This is a genomic window from Neisseria shayeganii 871 (assembly GCF_000226875.1).
In the GTDB taxonomy this organism is placed as follows: Bacteria; Pseudomonadota; Gammaproteobacteria; order Burkholderiales; family Neisseriaceae; genus Eikenella; species Eikenella shayeganii.
In genome coordinates this window covers 965515-981278 of record NZ_JH164926.1, presented here as the reverse complement: position 1 = coordinate 981278, position 15764 = coordinate 965515, and the positions used below count along the sequence as shown (strand labels likewise).

Sequence of the window (15764 nt, the reverse complement as noted above, 5' to 3'; positions counted from 1 at the left end):
CTAGTTATTTAGCTGATAAAAAATCTGCCGCCCAAAATGGCGGCAGATTTTTTGATCGGGCTGAATCAGCCGAAAAAGCCCATTTTCACCTGAATCAGCTTTTCCAATTCCCGCACCACGCGGCGGCGGGAGACGAAGAGGATCACATGGTCGCCGTCGGCCAGCACGATGTCTTTGTGGCCCATGAATACTTCGTCGCCGCGCACCACGGCGGCCACATGGCAGCCGCTGGGCCAGCGGATGGACTCGATGCGGCGGCCGACCAGCTTCGAGGTGTCGGTGTTGCCGTGCACCACCACTTCCACCGCTTCGGTGCTGCCGCCGCGCAGCGGGTGGACGGCGACCACGTCGCCGCGGCGGATGTGGGCCAGAATCGAGCCGATGGTAACCAAATGTGGCGACACCACGATGTCGATGGTGTTGCCCTGCAGCAAATCCACATAGCTGGAGCGGTTGACGATGGCGATCACCCGCTTTGCGCCCAGGCTTTTGGCCAGCATGCCCGACATGATGTTGGTTTCGTCGTCGTTGGTCAGCGCGCAGAACACGTCGATTTCGTCGATGTATTCGCCGGAAAGCAGGCTCTCGTCGGTGGCCGAGCTTTGCAGCACCAGCGTGTTGTCGAGCTGCTCGGCCAGCCATTCGGCACGTTTTTCGTCGGCCTCGATGATTTTGATATCGAACTGGCTTTCCAGCTGTTTGGCCAGCCGGTAGCCGATGTTGCCGCCGCCGGCAATCATCACGCGGCGGGTGGGCTGTTGCAGCGGACGCAGTTCGCGCAAAACGGCAGGCACGTGCTCGGTGGCGGCCGCCACAAACACTTCGTCGCCCTGCAGAATCACGGTTTGCGCGGTGGGCACAATCAGTTTGTTGTTGCGGTAGATGGCGCAGATTTGGCAGTCTACGTCCGCCGGTAGGTGCTCGTGGATGGCGTGGATGGGTTTGTCGAGCAGCAGGCCGCCTTTTTGCGCGCGCAGCACCAACATGCGTACTTTGTCGTCGGCAAACTTCAACACCTGTAAGGCGCTGGGGTGGTTGAGGAGGCCGATCAGGCGCTCGGTGACCAATTGCTCGGGGCAGATGGATTCGGTGACCTCAAACACTTCCAGTGCCGAAGGGCTGTCTTCTTCGGCCTGTTCGCCGCGGTATTCCAGATATTCGGAAGCCCGCACCCGCGCGATGCGGTTGGGAATGTTAAACAGCGTGGCGGCCAGTTTGCAGGCCACCAGATTGCTTTCGTCGTTGCGGGTGAGCGCCAGCAGCAGGTCGGTGTCGTAAGCGCCGCCTTCGGCCATCACCGCGGGCGAGGAACCGTTGCCGGCCAGGGTTTGTACGTCGAGCTTGCTGCTGATGCTGCGCAGGGCTTCGGGATTGTTGTCGATGACGGTCACATCGTGGTGGGGCAGCTCGGCCAGGTTTTGCGCTACTGTGGCGCCTACTTGGCCACTGCCGAGAATCAGGATTTTCATGGTTGGGCCGCCATTGTCGGCAAAAAATCAGGCCGCCATTTTACCACCTCTGTCGGGCGGAAAAAGCGGGGGCGGGCAAAAGATACGGGCTACCTGAAATCGGTTTCAGGTAGCCCGTATCTTTTGCTCAGGTTTAAGAAGCCAAGTCTTCAAACAGGGGCGTGGAGAGGTAGCGTTCGCCGTAGGAGGGGATCACCACCACAATCAGCTTGCCTTCGTTTTCCGGTTTTTTCGCCAGTTCCAAGGCCGACCAAATGGCGGCGCCTGAGGAAATACCCACCAGCAGGCCTTCTTTGGCGGCAGCAGCGCGGGCGGTGTCGAAGGCGGCTTGGTTGGGCACGCGGATCACGCCGTCGTATACCCCGGTGTTGAGGATTTTCGGCACGAAGCCGGCGCCGATGCCTTGGATCGGGTGCGGGCCTTTTTCGCCGCCACTCAATACGGGCGAGGCTTCCGGCTCGACGGCAAACACCTGTACGCCGGGTTTTTTGGCTTTCAGCACTTCGCCCACGCCGGTAACGGTGCCGCCGGTACCGACGCCGCCGACGAAGATATCGACTTGGCCGTCGGTGTCGCGCCAGATTTCTTCGGCGGTGGTCAGGCGGTGCACTTCGGGGTTGGCCGGGTTTTCAAACTGCTGCGGCATGAAGTATTGCTCGGGGTGGGCGTCCACCAGCGCTTGGGCGCGGGCGATGGCGCCGCCCATGCCTTCGGCGCCGGGGGTGAGGATCAGTTCGGCGCCGTAGGCGCGCAACAGCATGCGGCGCTCTTTGCTCATGGTTTCGGGCATGGTGATGACCAGTTTGTAGCCGCGGGCGGCGCACACCATGGCCAGGCCGATGCCGGTGTTGCCGCTGGTGGGTTCCACAATCACGGTGTCGGCTTTGATTTTGCCGGCTTTCTCGGCGGCGTCGATCATGGCCACGGCGATGCGGTCTTTCACGCTGTTGCCGGGGTTGAAGAATTCGAGCTTGGCGGCCACGCGGGCGGGCAGGCCGGCGGCCAGGGTGTTGAGGGCAACCAGCGGGGTGTTGCCGATCAGGTCGGTGATGCTGTTGGCGATGTTCATGTGCGGATTCCTTCTGTTTAATCTGATGACGGCCGCATGATACGGACAATGGTACGGGGAAACAAATGATTTGTGTTTGTATGCTTATAAGCAAAGGGTATATGCCGCAGCGGCTGTTTTCAGGTAGCCGTTTGGTTGGGGGCTACCTGAAAACGGTTCAGGCTGCGCTTGGGCGGATTTGCAGGGCGGGGAAAATGCCGTCGGATGGCAGGGTGAGGCCGTGGTCGGCGGCGAGTCGGTGGAAGGCGAGTGCGCTGTCGAAGAACGCGCCGTCGGCGGCCGGCGGCGGGGCGGTGGTGGTTTCGGTGTGGTTGGCCCAGCGCAGGCAGGCGATGTCGTTGCCGCCGGGGCGGCAGGACAAGTGCCACCACAGGCTGCCTTCGCTTTCGCCGGGCTGTTGCTGCTCGTAGGCCCAGCCCAGCAGCACGCTGTGCTCGGGATGGGCGAGCAGGTGGTTGAGCGTGGGATAGAGCGGGCGGGCGGGATGGCTGGCGTCGGCGGCGGCAAACACGCTGCTGCCGTGGCAGCCCAGCGCCTGCATCAGGTGGAAGGTGGCGGCATTGTGCAGATTGGCCATGAAATCCAGCGGCGAAGGCAGATTGTCCCGATGCAGTTTTTCGCGCAGGCGGATGATTTTGCCGGGCGAGCTGAAAGGCGAGGCCAGATACACGGCGGTGTCGGGCGGCAGGCCGTTTTGCAGCGGCAGGGCGCCGAGCAGGACGAGCTGGGTAAAGCGGCTGAGGCGGCGGGCATCGATGTCATATTGCTGTTTGAGCCGGCGGCGCAGTTCGGCATCGGTGTCGTCTGCGGCGGCCCGGTACACATGGGCGGCGTTGAGGTAGAAAACGGTGTCGGAAACGGAGGCGGACAGCATGGGGTTCTCGCAATCAGGTTTGCCAATCCAGCACCCAGGCGCTGTGGCTGCCGCCGAAACCCAGGAAATAATGCAGGTAAGCGCCGTTGTCTAAGGTTTGGCCGTGCAGGGTGGGCAAGTTCGGATGGGTGGCGTGCTTGCCGGGCAGGGCGGGTAGAGCGCCGCGGCGCAGGGCGTGCAGCAGCAGGGCGCTTTCCAGGGCGGCGGTGGCGCCGAGGGTGTGGCCGGTATAGGGTTTCAGCAGGATGGCGGGCACTTCCGGCAGCAGATCGGCCAGCACGGCGGCTTCGATGTCGTCGCTGCTGCCGCCGCTGCCGTGGGTTTTGACCGCGCATAAGTCTGAGGGGCTGAGGCCCGCCGCTTGCAGGCAGTCGGCCAACAGGCGGCGCAGCGGCGCTTCGCTGCTGGCGGTGAGGTTGTGGCAGTCGGTTTGGCCGATGGGGCCGAGCAGGCGGGCTTGGTAAGTGCGGGCTGCTTGGGCACGGAGGGCGACGCAGGCGGCGGCTTCGCCCAAAATCATGCCGTCGGCCTGTTGGAAGGGCAGCCGTCCGCTGTGTTCGGCCAAGAGGTGCATGGCGTGGAAGTGCTCGAAGGTCATGCGGTTGAAACTCTCGAAGCCGAGCACCAGTGCGCGGGGTGCCAAGCCGTTGGCCACGGTTTGGGCGGCGGCCACCAAGGCTTGGGCGGAGGAGGTGCAGGAGGTGGCGAAGCTGAACACATTGGGGTGGCCGAAGCGCTGTTTCAGGTAGCCTGCGATTTGGTCGAAGGCGTAGCGGGTGTGCGGGCCGTGGACGGTTTGCCGCGCTTCGCGGTCGGACATGACGTAGGACGTGGAGCCGATAAACAGGGGGATGTGCGCTAGCTCTTCAGGTAGCCAGCCGGCATCTTCGGCGGCGGCCAGAATTTGTGCTTCGGCAAGACGGCACAAATCGGGCAGCGTGAGCAGATCGGGCGAGAAGGCTTTGAAATACGGCAGCGCTTGACGGCTGCCGAGGGCGGAAACGGTTTGCGGTTGCGGCGGGCGGAAGGCGGCGTCGGGATGGCTGAACAGGTTCGGCTCGCCGCTGCGGCCTTGGGCGCAGTCGTAACTGCCGCCGCATAAGTAAACGGGAAGGGGCATGTGTGTGAGGTGTGGTGGGCTACTTGAAAACCTGTTCAAAGTCTCCGTTGCGGCGGTATTTTTGGTCAAAATTCCGCATCTGCCACGTTGCAAATACTTGCAAGATGTTCAATCTTGCGCGCATTTTCGCCTTGCATCTGCAGTTTTTGCCTCAAAAAACCGCTGCGCAAGAAGACTTTGAACAGGTTTTGAAAGCCGGAATGTGGTTATGGAAGTTAAGCCGAACCGTGTTCGGCGCGCACGAAGGCGGCCAGATCGCGCACGCTGCCCATGTGTTTGCGCACCATGCGGTCGCCGTTGAGGCGCACTTGGAAGTGGGCCTGTAAGGCAACGGTGATTTGCAGAGCGTCGAGCGAATCCAGGCCGACCGGGCTTTGCGGGCCGAACAGGGGGGCGTCGTCGGTAAAGGAGGCGGGATCGACGTCGTCGGTTTTTTCGGTTTCCTGCAGGATGAGTTTTTTCAGTTCCCGTTCCAAGCCGTCGGGTTCGAGGGTAAAGCGGTAAGCCATCAGAATCTTGCCTGTGTTTTTAATTGGTGGCGGTAGAGGAGGGCGGCGGCGGCGAGGGTGATGAGGCCGAAGCCGGCCAGCCGCAGCAGCCAAGGTTGGATTTGGGGCAGAGTATAGTGGTTGAGCAGCAGTTTTTGAAAGCCCTCCAGCCCCCAGCCCATCGGCGAAAACTGGGCGATCTGCTGCATGGCTTCGGGCATCACGTGCACCGGCACCATGATGCCGCCCAGCGCGGCCATGATGATGATGCCGCCGCCGCCCAACACCACGGCGTGTTCGGTGCTGCGCGCCAGCACGCTCACCAAGAGGCCGTAGCCCAAGGCCGCCAGGCTGACTGCGGCCGACAGGGCGGCATACGGCCACAGGCTGCCGGCCAAGGTGAAGGCGGGCATGTCGAGCTTGGGCAGCACCCAAGAACCGAGCGCCACCATGCCGGCGAACTGCAGCTGGTTGATGAGGAAATACGGAATCATTTTGGCCGCCATCAGCGCCGAAGCGGGGGCGCGGGCCATATTGAGGCGGGTGAGCGTGTTGGTCTGCCGCTCCATGGCCATCACGTTGGAAAGCGGAATCATGATGAAAAACATGCCGAAAATCAGCCAGGCCGGCACGCTGTGCTGCACGGAGTTGGGGCGGGCCACTTCGCTGCCTTGGCGGTTGAGGTAGGTTTCCTGCCACAAATCGCGGCTCAGGTAGGCGCTGATTTGATTGAATTTGTCGTCCAGTTCGGCGTTTACCTCGTCTTGGATTTTGCGCACCGTACGGTTGCGGTTGTTGTCCAATTCGATGTCGTTGCCGTCGAAATAGGCGGCCAGCCGCTGCTCGGTGTAATGCTTTTGCAGCGTGCCTTTGATGCCGAGCAGCCAGCCGCGGTCGGTGTCGGGGTTCAGCCACAGGCGCAGCGGCGCTTCTTCGCTCAGCGGGGTTTGTTCGTTGTTGGGGTTGAGCAGCAAGAGATCGATGCCGCCCTGCTGCAGGGCGGTTTGCCATTCGGCCAGCTCGCTTTGCGGCGCGGTGCGTACATTGAGGTTTTCGTTTTGCAGCGCTTGGTGCAGCTGGCGGTTGAGCGCGTTGTCCGGCGGGCCCAAGAGCACGATTTGGGCGTTGGGGTTGAGGTTGTCCTGATTGCTGCTCAGGGCGGCCGACATGATGAGCATGAACACAATCGGCATCATAAACAGCACCGCCACGCCGTGCAGGTCGCGGCTGAGCAGTTTGAGTTCTTTGGTGATGGCGGCAATCAGCATGATGGGTGTGGGGGCAAAGATGGAATCGGTTTCAGGTAGCCTGGCTGGAGAATGCCGTTCGGGCTACCTGAAAGGCGTTTCGGCAGCCGAGCGCTGCAGAAAGTCGAGGTAAAAGCTTTCCAGCGAGGCAAAGCCGAAGCGGCAGGCCGAAAGGCGGTAGCCGCGTTGGTGCAGGGCGGCGAGCAGCGGCTCGGCAGACGGCGTATCGAAGCGGACGCTGCCGTCGGCTTCGCGGCAGCCTTGGAGTTCGGCGAGGTCGCGTTCGGCCAGCGGCGGCTCGGTGCGCACGCTGAGGCTGCCGGCGCTGTTGGCCTGCAGGATGTCCGGCACGCTGCCTTGGTAGATGAGGCGGCCGTGGTGGAGCAGGGCCAGTTTTTGGCATAGCTGCTCGATTTCCTGCAGATAATGCGAGGTGTAGATGACGGTAACGCCTTGGCGGCCCAGTTCGGCCACGCTCTCCAGAATAAAGCGGCGCGATTCGGGGTCGATGCCGACGGTGATTTCGTCGAGAAAAATCATGCGCGGGCGGTTGATCAGGCCGATGGCGAAGTTGAGCCGCCGCTTGAGGCCGCCGGAGAGGTGTTTGGCCAGCTTGCCGCGGTGGGGGGCGAGGCCGGTCTGCTCCAGCAGGCGCTCGAGATGGGCGCGGTCTTTGACGGCATACAGGGCGGCAAAAAATTTGAGGTTGTCCCACACGCTCAACAGCGGATAGAAGGCGAAATCCTGCGGCACCAGCGAAATGCGGTGCCGCTGCGCTTTGCTGAGGCGGCCGAAGGGGATGCCGTCGAAAAAAATCTGCCCCTGCTGCACGCCCTGCAGGCTGGCCAGCAGCGACATCAGGGTGGTTTTGCCGGCGCCGTTGGGGCCGAGCAGGCCGAGGGTTTCGCCTTCGGCAATGTCGAGGTTGATGCCGGTAAGCGCGGGCGCGGCGGCGCCGGGGTAGCGGTGGGACAGCTGTTCGATGCGGATCATGGCGGGCTCGGCTTTCAGGTAGCCTGAGCGGCCAGCCGCCGCCACAGGGCTTCTTCGCGGTCGGCCAGGCGGCGCAGGAAGTCGGCGGTTTCGCGGTAGCCCTCGGGCGAGGGTTTGCGGCACTGGCGCACGCACAGGCTGGCAAACTGACGCCATTCATCGCCGATGGCGGTCATTTCTTCGGAAGCGGCTTGGAAGGCCGGCTCTTGGCAGATGTCGGCGGCCTGTTCGAGAAAGTAGGCGTAGAGATAGCGGAAGCCGGCGCCGCCGGTGCCGATTTCTTCCTGCATGCGCACAATGTGACCTAGATAGAGTTTGCGGTATTTTTCCGGCTGTTTGCCCTCGTCCAGCCGTTCGATGGTTTTGGCCACGGTGCGGATGCCGCGCACGCCGACGAAAAACACGGGCGCCAGCATATGTTTGGCGTTTTTGCGGATGGCGCGGCGCAACAGTTCGGGCAGCTGCCGGCGCCAATCGGACGGCGCTTGGCCGTCTATGGTGTACATCAGCCCTTTGGCGGCCAGTGCGCCTTTGGCGAAGCGGGCGCGTTGGAGGTCGGCGGCGGGGCAGCGCTGCACGGTTTCAAACACGGGGTCGCTGATGAGGTAGTCGCCGCCGTCGCGGCCGTACACGAGCAGGTTGTGGGCGTTGAAGTGGAAGCGCATTTCGGGCGGGAAATAGGGCAGCCAGAACACGGAGGTCTGCAGGCCGACCAGTTTGCCTTCGGCCAGGGCGTCATCCAGCGCCTGCTGTCCGGCTTCGGGCGAGGAGAACTTGCGCATCCGCAAGGGCACCTTTAAAGCGCGGCAGCAGCGTTTGATGATGCCTTTGGGTGCCATGCGGTAGGAAATCAGCGGCATGCCGGCCAGTTTGACCACGGGCACGTAAACAAAGGTGAGCGCCGAGGCGAGGCCGAAGACCAGGGCTTCGTTGAGCGCGTAGCCGTGGCGGGTGAGCAGGGTGGAGACCACGCCGCTTTCGCAGTGGGCCGTGTGTTGGTGGGGGAAGTCTTGCATGGTGCGCTTTCAGGTAGCCTGATCGTCGGGCAGGCGGCGTAGCGCTTCCGGGCTGAGTTGGAAGGCTTGGGCGTATTTGGCCAGCGTGGCGGGGTTCAGCTTGGCAAAGACTTCGGGGCGGAAGTGGCGGCGTATCTGCCAGCGCCACAGGCCGGTGCTTTGCGCCAGCGAGGTTTCGTCGTGGCGGTAGCGGAACATATAGTAGTAGAGCGGGGAGCGCTGCCCTTGTTCCACTTCGCGGCGGGCAGCGGTGGTTTGCTCGTCCAAGTCGGCCACGGCCTGCTCGGTGGCGTAGGCTTCGTCCTGCCAGCCGGTGCTGGTGGCGGCCTGGTATTGGCCGTTGCGCGTGCCGTAGATGATTTTTTGGTGGCCGTGGTAGGTTTTGCTGTTGTCCTGCGGGATGTCGTCAATCTTCATGGCGGGGCTCGTTTGGGCGGTCAGGTTACCTGAAAGGTTCTAGGGCGTGTCGTCACAAAGCGTTGCGGCGGTATTTTTGGTCAAAACCCGCATCTGCGGCGTTATCCCCCAAGGGGACGCAGAAAATGCTCGCAAGATGTCCAATCTTGCTGCGCTTTTTGCCTTGCAGCTGCAGATTTTGCCTCAAAAAACCGCTTCGCAAGCATTATGACGACACGCCCTAAACGGCTTCGAGCAGCATAAAGCAGCTGGAGAAACGGCCGCTTTCGGGAATGTAGCACAGGATTTTCTGGCCGGCCTGCACATTGGCACGGCGCATAAATTCCTCCAGAATGATGTAGATGGAGGCGGAGCCGGTGTTGCCTTTTTCGTGCAGATTGGTGAACCATTTTTCCTGAGCAATCGGCAGGCCGGCGTTTTCCAGGCCGGCGGCCACTTTGTCGCGGAAAAAGCCGGAGGAGTAGTGCGGCAGGAACCAGTCGATGTCTTCGGCGCGCAGGCCGTGTTTGGGGATCAGCGCGGCGAGCGGTTTTTCCACTGTGTAATGGATGATGTGTTCGTTGAGCAGCTTCACATCCTGTTTGATGGCCATCAGGCTGCGTTGTTCGCGCTCTTCCGGCGGCACGCCTTTCCAGCCGGTGAAACTGCCGTCTGCCACTTCGCCGCCGGCATACATGCACACCGGCATTTCGTTGGCATAGGAAAACAGCTCGATCCAGTGGATTTTGAAATTCAGGCTACCTGAAAGCGGCCGGTTACTCAGTGCCGCCGCGCCGGCGCCGTCCGACAGCATCCAGCGCAGGAAGTCTTTTTCAAAGCCGATTTCCGGCTTGGCGGTTGCCAGTTTTTGGTGGTCGATTTCGCTGCGGAAGTTTTCGCCGCGCATCACGGCGGAGGCGGCTTCGGAAGCCACCGCCACCGCCAGATGGTGCTCGCCGGTGCGCACCGCGCGTTCGGCCTGCTTCATCGCGGCCATGCCGGCCACGCAGACGCCGGCGGTGGTCACCACTTCGCAAGGCGGGATTTCGGGCAGCAGGCCGTGCACCATCACGCCCTGACCGGGCATGATTTGGTCGGGATAAGAGGTGCCGCAGGCGAGGCTGGTGATGTCGGCCGGCGCAATGCCTTGGGCCAACAGGCCGCGCACCGCTTCGGCGGCCAGCTCGGTGCTGGTGTGGGTGGCGGCGCGGTTGAGCGGGTCGATGGCGTAGTGGCGGCTGCGGATGCCGTTGGAGCGCAGAATCATTTTTTTCACGCGCGAGGGCAAATCGCCCGCCATGCCCAACACCGCTTCCATCTGCTCGTTGTCCACAGGATCGTTGGGCAGGAAGGCGGCGATGTGGGTGAGGTAAACGTCGGATAAGGCAGTCAAGTTGTGTTCTCTTGTGGTAAGTGGTGTGGTGTCCGCCGGCGGGCAAGGCATTCAGGTAGCCTGCCGGCGGCTGGGTCGGTTCATGTTCAGGCTACCTGAAAATAGGGCGGGCAATTTGCGGCCGCCGTGTGTTTATTCGCCGGAAGGCCAGCTGTAATAGGCTTTTTCGTGACGGATTTTGTCGCGCATCAGGGGGGCGAGCAGGCGTTTGAGCAGGGCGCTCGCCGGCACCACGGTGAGAATGATGGCGATCAGAAACACCACGTAAAAAGCCACCATGGCGCGGCGCAACAGCGGCGAGCGGCGGCCGGCGGCCATAATCAGCTTGCCCCATAAATAAAAGCTGCGGTGGGCGAAGCGTTCGCTGAGAATCAGCTTTTCGTTCACTTTGACGGCGCCCATGCCCTGCAGCAGGGTTTCGTCGAGCGGGCCGCCGCTGCGCAGGCGTTCGGCGATGCGGCGGCCGAAGCGGGCGGCGTCTTCGATTTCGGCTTCGCTGATGCCGGCTTCAGGTAGCCAGGAGGCGGCTTTTTTGCGGCCGGTGAGCATCCACAGCGGGGTGGTGATGAAGCTGGTGGCGCTGCTGCATTGGTCGATTTTGACCACGTTGCCAATCAGGCGGGCTTCGGCCTTTTTCAGCAGTTTTTTGGTTTTTTCTTGTGCCATCAGCCACATATTCCGGCAGCCGATTAAGGTGACGACTGGGGTGTGGCGCAATACTTTCGCCGCTTGCGCAGATTGCAGAAAGGCGGTAATCGGCTGGGCGGGCGAGAGAAACCACACGGTGTAGGCGATGATGACCAAATCGTAACGCTCGCGCGCCAAGCTGAAAGGGCGGTTGGGCGCGGGGCGCAGGTGGACGGTTTCGGGGAAGGTGTTGAAAAAGTCCATAAACCGCCAAGGAAAAGCGAATGGGCGCTCGGGCTGCAAAACCAGCCGCTCGACGTGGATGTCGTCCGCCGCAGCCAAGTCGCGCACGAAGCTGTCGCACAGGCGCGACAGCTGGCCGGTTTGGGAATAAGACACAAGAAGAACGTGTTTGCTCATGGCTGCGGTGGGTGGCGTTCGGGTGAAACCAAGGTAGGCGGGATTCTATTTTCGGCTGTTTTCTTTGTCAAATCAGGGGAGAACGGTTTCAGGTAGCCTTTGGGGCGGCGGGGCGCTTAATCGGCGTCGGGCATTTGAAAATGGCAGCGGGCCACGGCCACCGGTTTGGCGAGATCGGCCTGCCAGGCTTCTACGGCGATGTTGGCGATGCGGCTGCCTTGGCGGGTGAGCAGGCAGCGGGCGTACAGGGTTTCGGGTTTGCCGCTGCGCAGATAATCGAGTGAGAAATCGACCATTTTCGGCAGTTGAGCCAAGTCGGCCTGTTGGAGCAAAAACAGGGCGGCGCAGCTTTCCATAAAGCCGCCGATCAGGCCGCCGTGCAGGGCGGGCAGGAAGATGTTGCCGAGGTTGTCGCGTTTGTAGGGTAGGGCAAACAGCGGGACGCCTTGGCCGTCTTCGCCGCATTGCAGGCCGATAAAGGCGGCGTAGGGCATGATTTCGGCGGCGTGGGCGGTGCGTTCTTGGGAAAGGGTGAATGTGGTCATGATTGGCTCAGCAGGGCATGGAGTTTGGCTTGCTCGGCGGCGGGAACGGGGGTGCGCATAAAGGTGGCGGTGCCCAGGGCGATGGGCTCGTCGGGGTGGTCTTGGTAGCAGATGCTGCGCACGAAGGCCACTTGGCCGGCCAGGCGGTAGCACTCGGCGCGGCTGTAAATGCGGCGGTTGCGCTCGGCGGGGTGCATATAATCGATGCGCATATCGAGGGTGGCGATGATTTCCGCTTTTTCCAAGCGGGCGGCCACGGCGCAGCCGGAGGCGACGTCGATGAGGGTGGTGATGACGCCGCCGTGCACGGTTTGCCGGTCGTGGCGGCCGACCAGTTGGGGCTGCCAGGCTATGCTTAATACGGGGCGGCCGGCGTCGATGTCTTCGTAGCGCAGACCGAGCGCAATGCAGTGGGGCAGGCTGACGTAATGTTGGCTGAGCAGCCGGTAGATTTCGGGATTGTGCGGCATGGTTTGGGATGGGGGGTAAGTGTTCATGGTAAAGGGATAAACGGCGGCCAATTAAACCGAATTGGCGGCGGTGTGTAAAGATGGCGGCGGGCGCACGGCGTCATGCGGCATGGGCGGGTTTGTTTTCAGGTAGCCTGAGCAAGCGATTCCGGATCGGTGTTGGCCGGCGTATCGTGAAGGGTGCCCTCTTGTAACCTGATGTCGATGTCGCCGAAGGCATCGGCCGCCTGCACCACGCACACCAGGCCTTCTTTTACCAATTCCAAAAGGGCGATGAAGTTCACCACCACATAAGCAGCGCCTTCTTCGGGGCGGAACAGTTCGCAGAAGCGGCAGCTGCCTGCTTGCAGGCGGCGCAAAATGCTGCTCATTTGGGCGCGCACCGAAATGGCTTCCTGCACCACGGCATGGCTGCGGTGGTGGCGGGTGCGGGAAAGTATGGCCAGCCAGGCTTGGGTGAGGTCGGCGGTGTGCACCTCGGGCAGTTTGGCGGCCACGGCGATTTCCAGCGGCAGCCAAGCCCAAGCGAAATCGCGGCCGGCGCGGGGCAGGGCGTCCAAGCCTTGGGCGGCGAGTTTCATTTGCTCATAGGCCAGCAGGCGGCGCACCAGCTCGGCGCGCGGGTCGCCGGCTTCTTCGTCTTCCGCAGCGGGCGGTTGGGGCAGCAGCAGGCGCGATTTGATTTCGATCAGCACGGCGGCCATCAGCAGGTATTCGGCGGTGAGGTCCAGATCGCGGGCGTCCATCTGGGCGATGTAGGCCAAATATTGCTCGGTGATTTTGAGCATGGGGATGTCGAGCACGTCGATGTTCTGCTTGCGGATGAGGTAGAGCAGCAGGTCGAGCGGGCCTTCGAAACTGTGCAGCACCACTTGCAGTGCGTCGGGCGGGATAAACAAATCCTGCGGCACGTCGGTAACCGGTTGGCCGAACAACCAGGCCACGGCGGGCGGAGCAGGGGAGAGGCTACCTGAAAGCGGTGGGGCGGCATTCATTTTAAATATCTGCCTTTCAGGTAGCCTGTGCGGCCAAATGCTCGATGGCGGCGTGGGCGCAATGCAGGCCGAAGGCGGCGGTGACCAGCATGCTGGCACCGTAACCGGCGCAAGACAAACCCTGCGGTGCGGTGTCGGCCGCGCAAGCAGCGCCGCTTTGCGGCGGGGTAACGTTTTCGGTGGAAAACACGCAGGGCACGCGCATTTTGTCGCCGCCGCGCGGAAAACCGTAGTGGCGGCGCAGGGTGTAGCGCAGATTGGCCAGCAAGGGGTCGTGGGTCACGCGGCTCAGGTCGGCGCAGGCAATCAGGGCGGGGTGGCGTTGTCCGCCCGCGCCGCCGCTAACCACAAAGGGTTGGCGCTGGCGCACGAAATAATCTGCCATCGCGGCCTTGACGCGGATTTGGTCGATGGCGTCAATCACAAAATCAAAAGGCTGGGCAAACAGTTCGGGCAAATTATCGGCCGTAACGAAATCTTCGATTTCCTGCACGGCGCAAGCCGGATTGATTTGCCGGATGCGCTCGTGCAAGGCGCTCACCTTGGCTTTGCCGAAATCGCTGCTCAGGGCGTGTAGTTGGCGGTTGGTATTGGATTCGGCCACATTGTCCAAGTCGATCAGTGTCAGCGTACCGATGCCGCTGCGCGCCAAAGCCTCCACCGCCCAAGAACCGACGCCGCCCACGCCCACCACACAAACGTGTGCGCTGGCAAAACGCTTGAGGACGGCAGGGCCATACAGCCGGGAAATGCCGCCGAAGCGGCGCTCGGCAGCGGGAGAATGCTCAATCATCTGTTTCAAGTCAAAAAACGGCTAAAAAAAGGATGCGTGGGTACGCATTGGCGGCTATTATACCGTATAGCTGTCTTTGCCAAGCGGGCGGCAGGCCGCCGATGCGGTGTGCGCCGGCGCGGCAGGATGCCTACTTTGCCCTGAGGGGCGTTTATGATAAGGAGAACAACTCATGTATCAACACCTTGCGATCGCCGTGGACGGCAGCCGTACCTCTCAGAACGCTTTGGCCCATGCTTGCGGTTTGGCCAAAATGAACAATGCGGAGCTGACCTTGGTGCACGTGGCCAACCCTGCCGAATACATGGCCACCATGGCGCCGGAATTTCTGCAATACGAAGGCTACGAAGCCGTGGCCACCACTCAGGGCAATAAAATTTTGGAAGCGGCGGCCGAGCAAGCCAAAGCAGTGCTGGGCGCCGATGCCAAAGTTCACCAACATCTGCTGGTCATCAATAAAAACACCCGTGATATGGCCAAGAGCCTGGTGGACTATGCTGCCGAGCAAAAAGCCGATTTGCTGGTGTTGGGCACGCACGGCCGCAGCGGCTTGATGCACTTGCTGATGGGCAGCTTCGCCGAAACCGTGATGCGCGAAACCAGCCTGCCGCTGCTGATTATCCGCCGCGAATCCGATGATTGATTGTTGTTTGTTTGAATAAAATCAGGCTACCTGAAAGGGTTTTCAGGTAGCCTGAGACCTTTGCAAAACCTTCAGATGTGGATGCAGTTCAAGGCGTAGCAGCGCAGCGAGCGTGAACGCCAGGAATCCCTGTGGGACAGACATATCATCTACAAGGCTAAGCAAGCGAGCAGTACCCATAGGGCATAAACGCACAACGCAGAAATGCGCTGCAGATGGGGGTTTTGCAAAGGTCTCGGCTTTTTGGTTGGGAGGTTGTGTTCGGTATTGTGGATATTGCCTCAAAGCTGCTTCACAAGCCTTTTGACAAGGCGCCCTTATCGAAATGTCAATCTGTTGGGAACAGTGATTGATCTCTGAGTAGGTATTTGTCTCTCAGCTCATTTGCGTGCTCCAATGTCTTCTGCCACACGGCTGGAATTTCATTTATTTCCGACTCCATGATGCTGCCGTCTTGATTCCAGGCTGTGGCACTTCCATCAATCTGATTGATTTGAAACACTTTCCTTCCGTCTTCGTGGAAATACAGATAGTTGGTTTTATCATTTAGTGTATTGGCAATCGCAATTGGATTGCCGTTTTCGTAGAAAATTGTTCTGCTCCAACTGTTGCTCCGAGGATCGCCTTCGATGCTCAATGCCAAGCGGCCTTGTTCGTCGTAGTAACCTTTGCGCAATTGTGTACCGTTTTGAATATCGACAAAACTTGTTATCCGGCCTTCGGGCGTGTACCAAATGGTGCGTCCTTCGCTAACGATAACATCAAAGTTTTGTAAATCTTGATCGTTGGGAATCACCACGGCATTGATTTGTTTGGTCTGGTTGTCTTGGTAGAAATCCTGCACCACGGCTTTGCCGTCGGCGTTGCGGCCCAGCAATACGCGGTAATAACCGCCGCGCATCGGCTGCCCGGCCAATTCGCCGTCTGAGCTGTAATAGGCGATGATTTTTCGCTCGCTTTGGCTTACGTGTACCTGTTCGCTTGCGTGGTCGGCAGTAGCGTTTAAAGCTGCGGTATTGGCAGGTATATTATTATAGGATTTGGGCGCAGTGGTAGCGCAAGCGCCCAGCAGGGCAGATAGCAAGGCGGCGGCCAGCAGTTTTTTTGTCACGAGTTATTCCTTGTATTGATGTTTGGTATTGATGTTTGGTACGTTTGTTCGGGCGGTTTCGTATTGAAAGGGTTTTTGAAGGCTACCTGAAAGAG

18 protein-coding genes and 1 pseudogene are annotated in these 15764 nt (G+C 60.9%); 2 read left to right on the top strand and 17 right to left on the bottom strand.

Annotated elements, in window-relative coordinates; genetic code table 11:
- Positions 1–65: 65 nt before the first annotated feature.
- From trkA to HMPREF9371_RS04440, 9 genes are all read right to left on the bottom strand, one after another.
- The gene (gene trkA / locus HMPREF9371_RS04480) at positions 66–1469 is read right to left on the bottom strand and encodes a Trk system potassium transporter TrkA (RefSeq protein WP_009118747.1); all 1404 of its coding nucleotides are present in this window, start codon (positions 1467–1469) and stop codon (positions 66–68) included.
- A gap of 133 nt (positions 1470–1602) precedes the next feature.
- Complete coding sequence (gene cysK / locus HMPREF9371_RS04475; RefSeq protein WP_009118746.1) at positions 1603–2538, bottom strand: cysteine synthase A; 936 nt, start codon at positions 2536–2538, stop codon at positions 1603–1605.
- Positions 2539–2695: 157 nt separating this feature from the next.
- Complete coding sequence (locus HMPREF9371_RS11015; RefSeq protein WP_009118745.1) at positions 2696–3412, bottom strand: hypothetical protein; 717 nt, start codon at positions 3410–3412, stop codon at positions 2696–2698.
- A gap of 13 nt (positions 3413–3425) precedes the next feature.
- On the bottom strand, positions 3426–4532 hold the full coding sequence (locus HMPREF9371_RS04465) for a beta-ketoacyl synthase N-terminal-like domain-containing protein (RefSeq protein WP_009118744.1): 1107 nt from the start codon (positions 4530–4532) through the stop codon (positions 3426–3428).
- A gap of 215 nt (positions 4533–4747) precedes the next feature.
- Positions 4748–5041 carry a phosphopantetheine-binding protein gene (locus HMPREF9371_RS04460; RefSeq protein ID WP_009118743.1) on the bottom strand — a complete coding sequence of 98 codons (294 nt, stop codon included), beginning with the start codon at positions 5039–5041 and terminating at the stop codon, positions 4748–4750.
- Positions 5041–6288, bottom strand: coding sequence for an ABC transporter permease (locus HMPREF9371_RS04455; protein WP_009118742.1), 1248 nt, complete (start codon positions 6286–6288; stop codon positions 5041–5043). The genes HMPREF9371_RS04460 and HMPREF9371_RS04455 overlap by 1 nt, the downstream gene beginning before the upstream one ends.
- Positions 6289–6351: 63 nt before the next feature.
- On the bottom strand, positions 6352–7260 hold the full coding sequence (locus tag HMPREF9371_RS04450; RefSeq protein ID WP_040660793.1) for an ABC transporter ATP-binding protein: 909 nt from the start codon (positions 7258–7260) through the stop codon (positions 6352–6354).
- A gap of 14 nt (positions 7261–7274) precedes the next feature.
- Positions 7275–8276, bottom strand: a complete 1002-nt coding sequence (gene darH, locus HMPREF9371_RS04445; protein WP_009118740.1) for a BtrH-related acyltransferase DarH — start codon at positions 8274–8276, stop codon at positions 7275–7277.
- Between the two features lie 9 nt (positions 8277–8285).
- Positions 8286–8693, bottom strand: a complete 408-nt coding sequence (locus HMPREF9371_RS04440) for a DarG family dialkylresorcinol biosynthesis protein (RefSeq protein WP_009118739.1) — start codon at positions 8691–8693, stop codon at positions 8286–8288.
- A 46-nt stretch (positions 8694–8739) separates the two neighbouring features.
- Between HMPREF9371_RS04440 and HMPREF9371_RS12735 the strand changes: the two genes are divergently transcribed.
- On the top strand, positions 8740–8904 hold the full coding sequence (locus HMPREF9371_RS12735; RefSeq protein ID WP_198003611.1) for a hypothetical protein: 165 nt from the start codon (positions 8740–8742) through the stop codon (positions 8902–8904).
- A gap of 9 nt (positions 8905–8913) precedes the next feature.
- Here the strand turns inward: HMPREF9371_RS12735 and HMPREF9371_RS04435 are convergent, their stop codons facing one another.
- The 6 genes from HMPREF9371_RS04435 to HMPREF9371_RS04410 all read right to left on the bottom strand — a co-directional run bounded on the left by HMPREF9371_RS04435 (position 8914) and on the right by HMPREF9371_RS04410 (position 13915).
- Positions 8914–10065 carry a beta-ketoacyl-ACP synthase III gene (locus tag HMPREF9371_RS04435; RefSeq protein WP_040660165.1) on the bottom strand — a complete coding sequence of 384 codons (1152 nt, stop codon included), beginning with the start codon at positions 10063–10065 and terminating at the stop codon, positions 8914–8916.
- Between the two features lie 132 nt (positions 10066–10197).
- Positions 10198–11112: a hypothetical protein gene (locus HMPREF9371_RS04430; protein WP_009118735.1), complete on the bottom strand. Its 915-nt coding sequence runs from the start codon at positions 11110–11112 to the stop codon at positions 10198–10200.
- A 116-nt stretch (positions 11113–11228) separates the two neighbouring features.
- Positions 11229–11657: a PaaI family thioesterase gene (locus tag HMPREF9371_RS04425; RefSeq protein WP_009118734.1), complete on the bottom strand. Its 429-nt coding sequence runs from the start codon at positions 11655–11657 to the stop codon at positions 11229–11231.
- The gene (locus HMPREF9371_RS04420) at positions 11654–12154 is read right to left on the bottom strand and encodes a PaaI family thioesterase (protein ID WP_083814021.1); all 501 of its coding nucleotides are present in this window, start codon (positions 12152–12154) and stop codon (positions 11654–11656) included. The genes HMPREF9371_RS04425 and HMPREF9371_RS04420 overlap by 4 nt, the downstream gene beginning before the upstream one ends.
- 98 nt (positions 12155–12252) lie before the next feature.
- On the bottom strand, positions 12253–13122 hold the full coding sequence (locus tag HMPREF9371_RS04415) for a segregation and condensation protein A (RefSeq protein WP_009118732.1): 870 nt from the start codon (positions 13120–13122) through the stop codon (positions 12253–12255).
- Between the two features lie 16 nt (positions 13123–13138).
- Positions 13139–13915, bottom strand: coding sequence for a tRNA threonylcarbamoyladenosine dehydratase (locus HMPREF9371_RS04410; protein ID WP_040660161.1), 777 nt, complete (start codon positions 13913–13915; stop codon positions 13139–13141).
- Between the two features lie 172 nt (positions 13916–14087).
- On the opposite strand from HMPREF9371_RS04410, the gene HMPREF9371_RS04405 reads away from it, so the two are divergent.
- Positions 14088–14558, top strand: coding sequence for a universal stress protein (locus tag HMPREF9371_RS04405; protein WP_009118730.1), 471 nt, complete (start codon positions 14088–14090; stop codon positions 14556–14558).
- 42 nt (positions 14559–14600) lie between these two features.
- On the opposite strand, the pseudogene HMPREF9371_RS13210 reads toward HMPREF9371_RS04405, so the two are convergent.
- Positions 14601–14788 (bottom strand): annotated as a pseudogene (locus HMPREF9371_RS13210) (ATP-dependent exonuclease).
- 98 nt (positions 14789–14886) lie between these two features.
- Positions 14887–15669, bottom strand: coding sequence for a toxin-antitoxin system YwqK family antitoxin (locus HMPREF9371_RS11010; protein ID WP_009118729.1), 783 nt, complete (start codon positions 15667–15669; stop codon positions 14887–14889).
- Positions 15670–15764: the final 95 nt, after the last annotated feature.

Coding starts and splice junctions, on each gene's coding strand:
- HMPREF9371_RS04405 (WP_009118730.1), top strand. CDS start 14,088: ATGTATCAACACCTTGCGATCGCCGTGGACGGCAGCCGTACCTCTCAG.
- HMPREF9371_RS04415 (WP_009118732.1), bottom strand. CDS start 13,122: ATGAATGCCGCCCCACCGCTTTCAGGTAGCCTCTCCCCTGCTCCGCCC.
- HMPREF9371_RS04410 (WP_040660161.1), bottom strand. CDS start 13,915: ATGATTGAGCATTCTCCCGCTGCCGAGCGCCGCTTCGGCGGCATTTCC.
- HMPREF9371_RS04455 (WP_009118742.1), bottom strand. CDS start 6,288: ATGCTGATTGCCGCCATCACCAAAGAACTCAAACTGCTCAGCCGCGAC.
- HMPREF9371_RS04465 (WP_009118744.1), bottom strand. CDS start 4,532: ATGCCCCTTCCCGTTTACTTATGCGGCGGCAGTTACGACTGCGCCCAA.
- HMPREF9371_RS04460 (WP_009118743.1), bottom strand. CDS start 5,041: ATGGCTTACCGCTTTACCCTCGAACCCGACGGCTTGGAACGGGAACTG.
- trkA (WP_009118747.1), bottom strand. CDS start 1,469: ATGAAAATCCTGATTCTCGGCAGTGGCCAAGTAGGCGCCACAGTAGCG.
- cysK (WP_009118746.1), bottom strand. CDS start 2,538: ATGAACATCGCCAACAGCATCACCGACCTGATCGGCAACACCCCGCTG.
- HMPREF9371_RS11015 (WP_009118745.1), bottom strand. CDS start 3,412: ATGCTGTCCGCCTCCGTTTCCGACACCGTTTTCTACCTCAACGCCGCC.
- HMPREF9371_RS04450 (WP_040660793.1), bottom strand. CDS start 7,260: ATGATCCGCATCGAACAGCTGTCCCACCGCTACCCCGGCGCCGCCGCG.
- HMPREF9371_RS04420 (WP_083814021.1), bottom strand. CDS start 12,154: ATGAACACTTACCCCCCATCCCAAACCATGCCGCACAATCCCGAAATC.
- HMPREF9371_RS04430 (WP_009118735.1), bottom strand. CDS start 11,112: ATGAGCAAACACGTTCTTCTTGTGTCTTATTCCCAAACCGGCCAGCTG.
- HMPREF9371_RS04425 (WP_009118734.1), bottom strand. CDS start 11,657: ATGACCACATTCACCCTTTCCCAAGAACGCACCGCCCACGCCGCCGAA.
- HMPREF9371_RS04440 (WP_009118739.1), bottom strand. CDS start 8,693: ATGAAGATTGACGACATCCCGCAGGACAACAGCAAAACCTACCACGGC.
- darH (WP_009118740.1), bottom strand. CDS start 8,276: ATGCAAGACTTCCCCCACCAACACACGGCCCACTGCGAAAGCGGCGTG.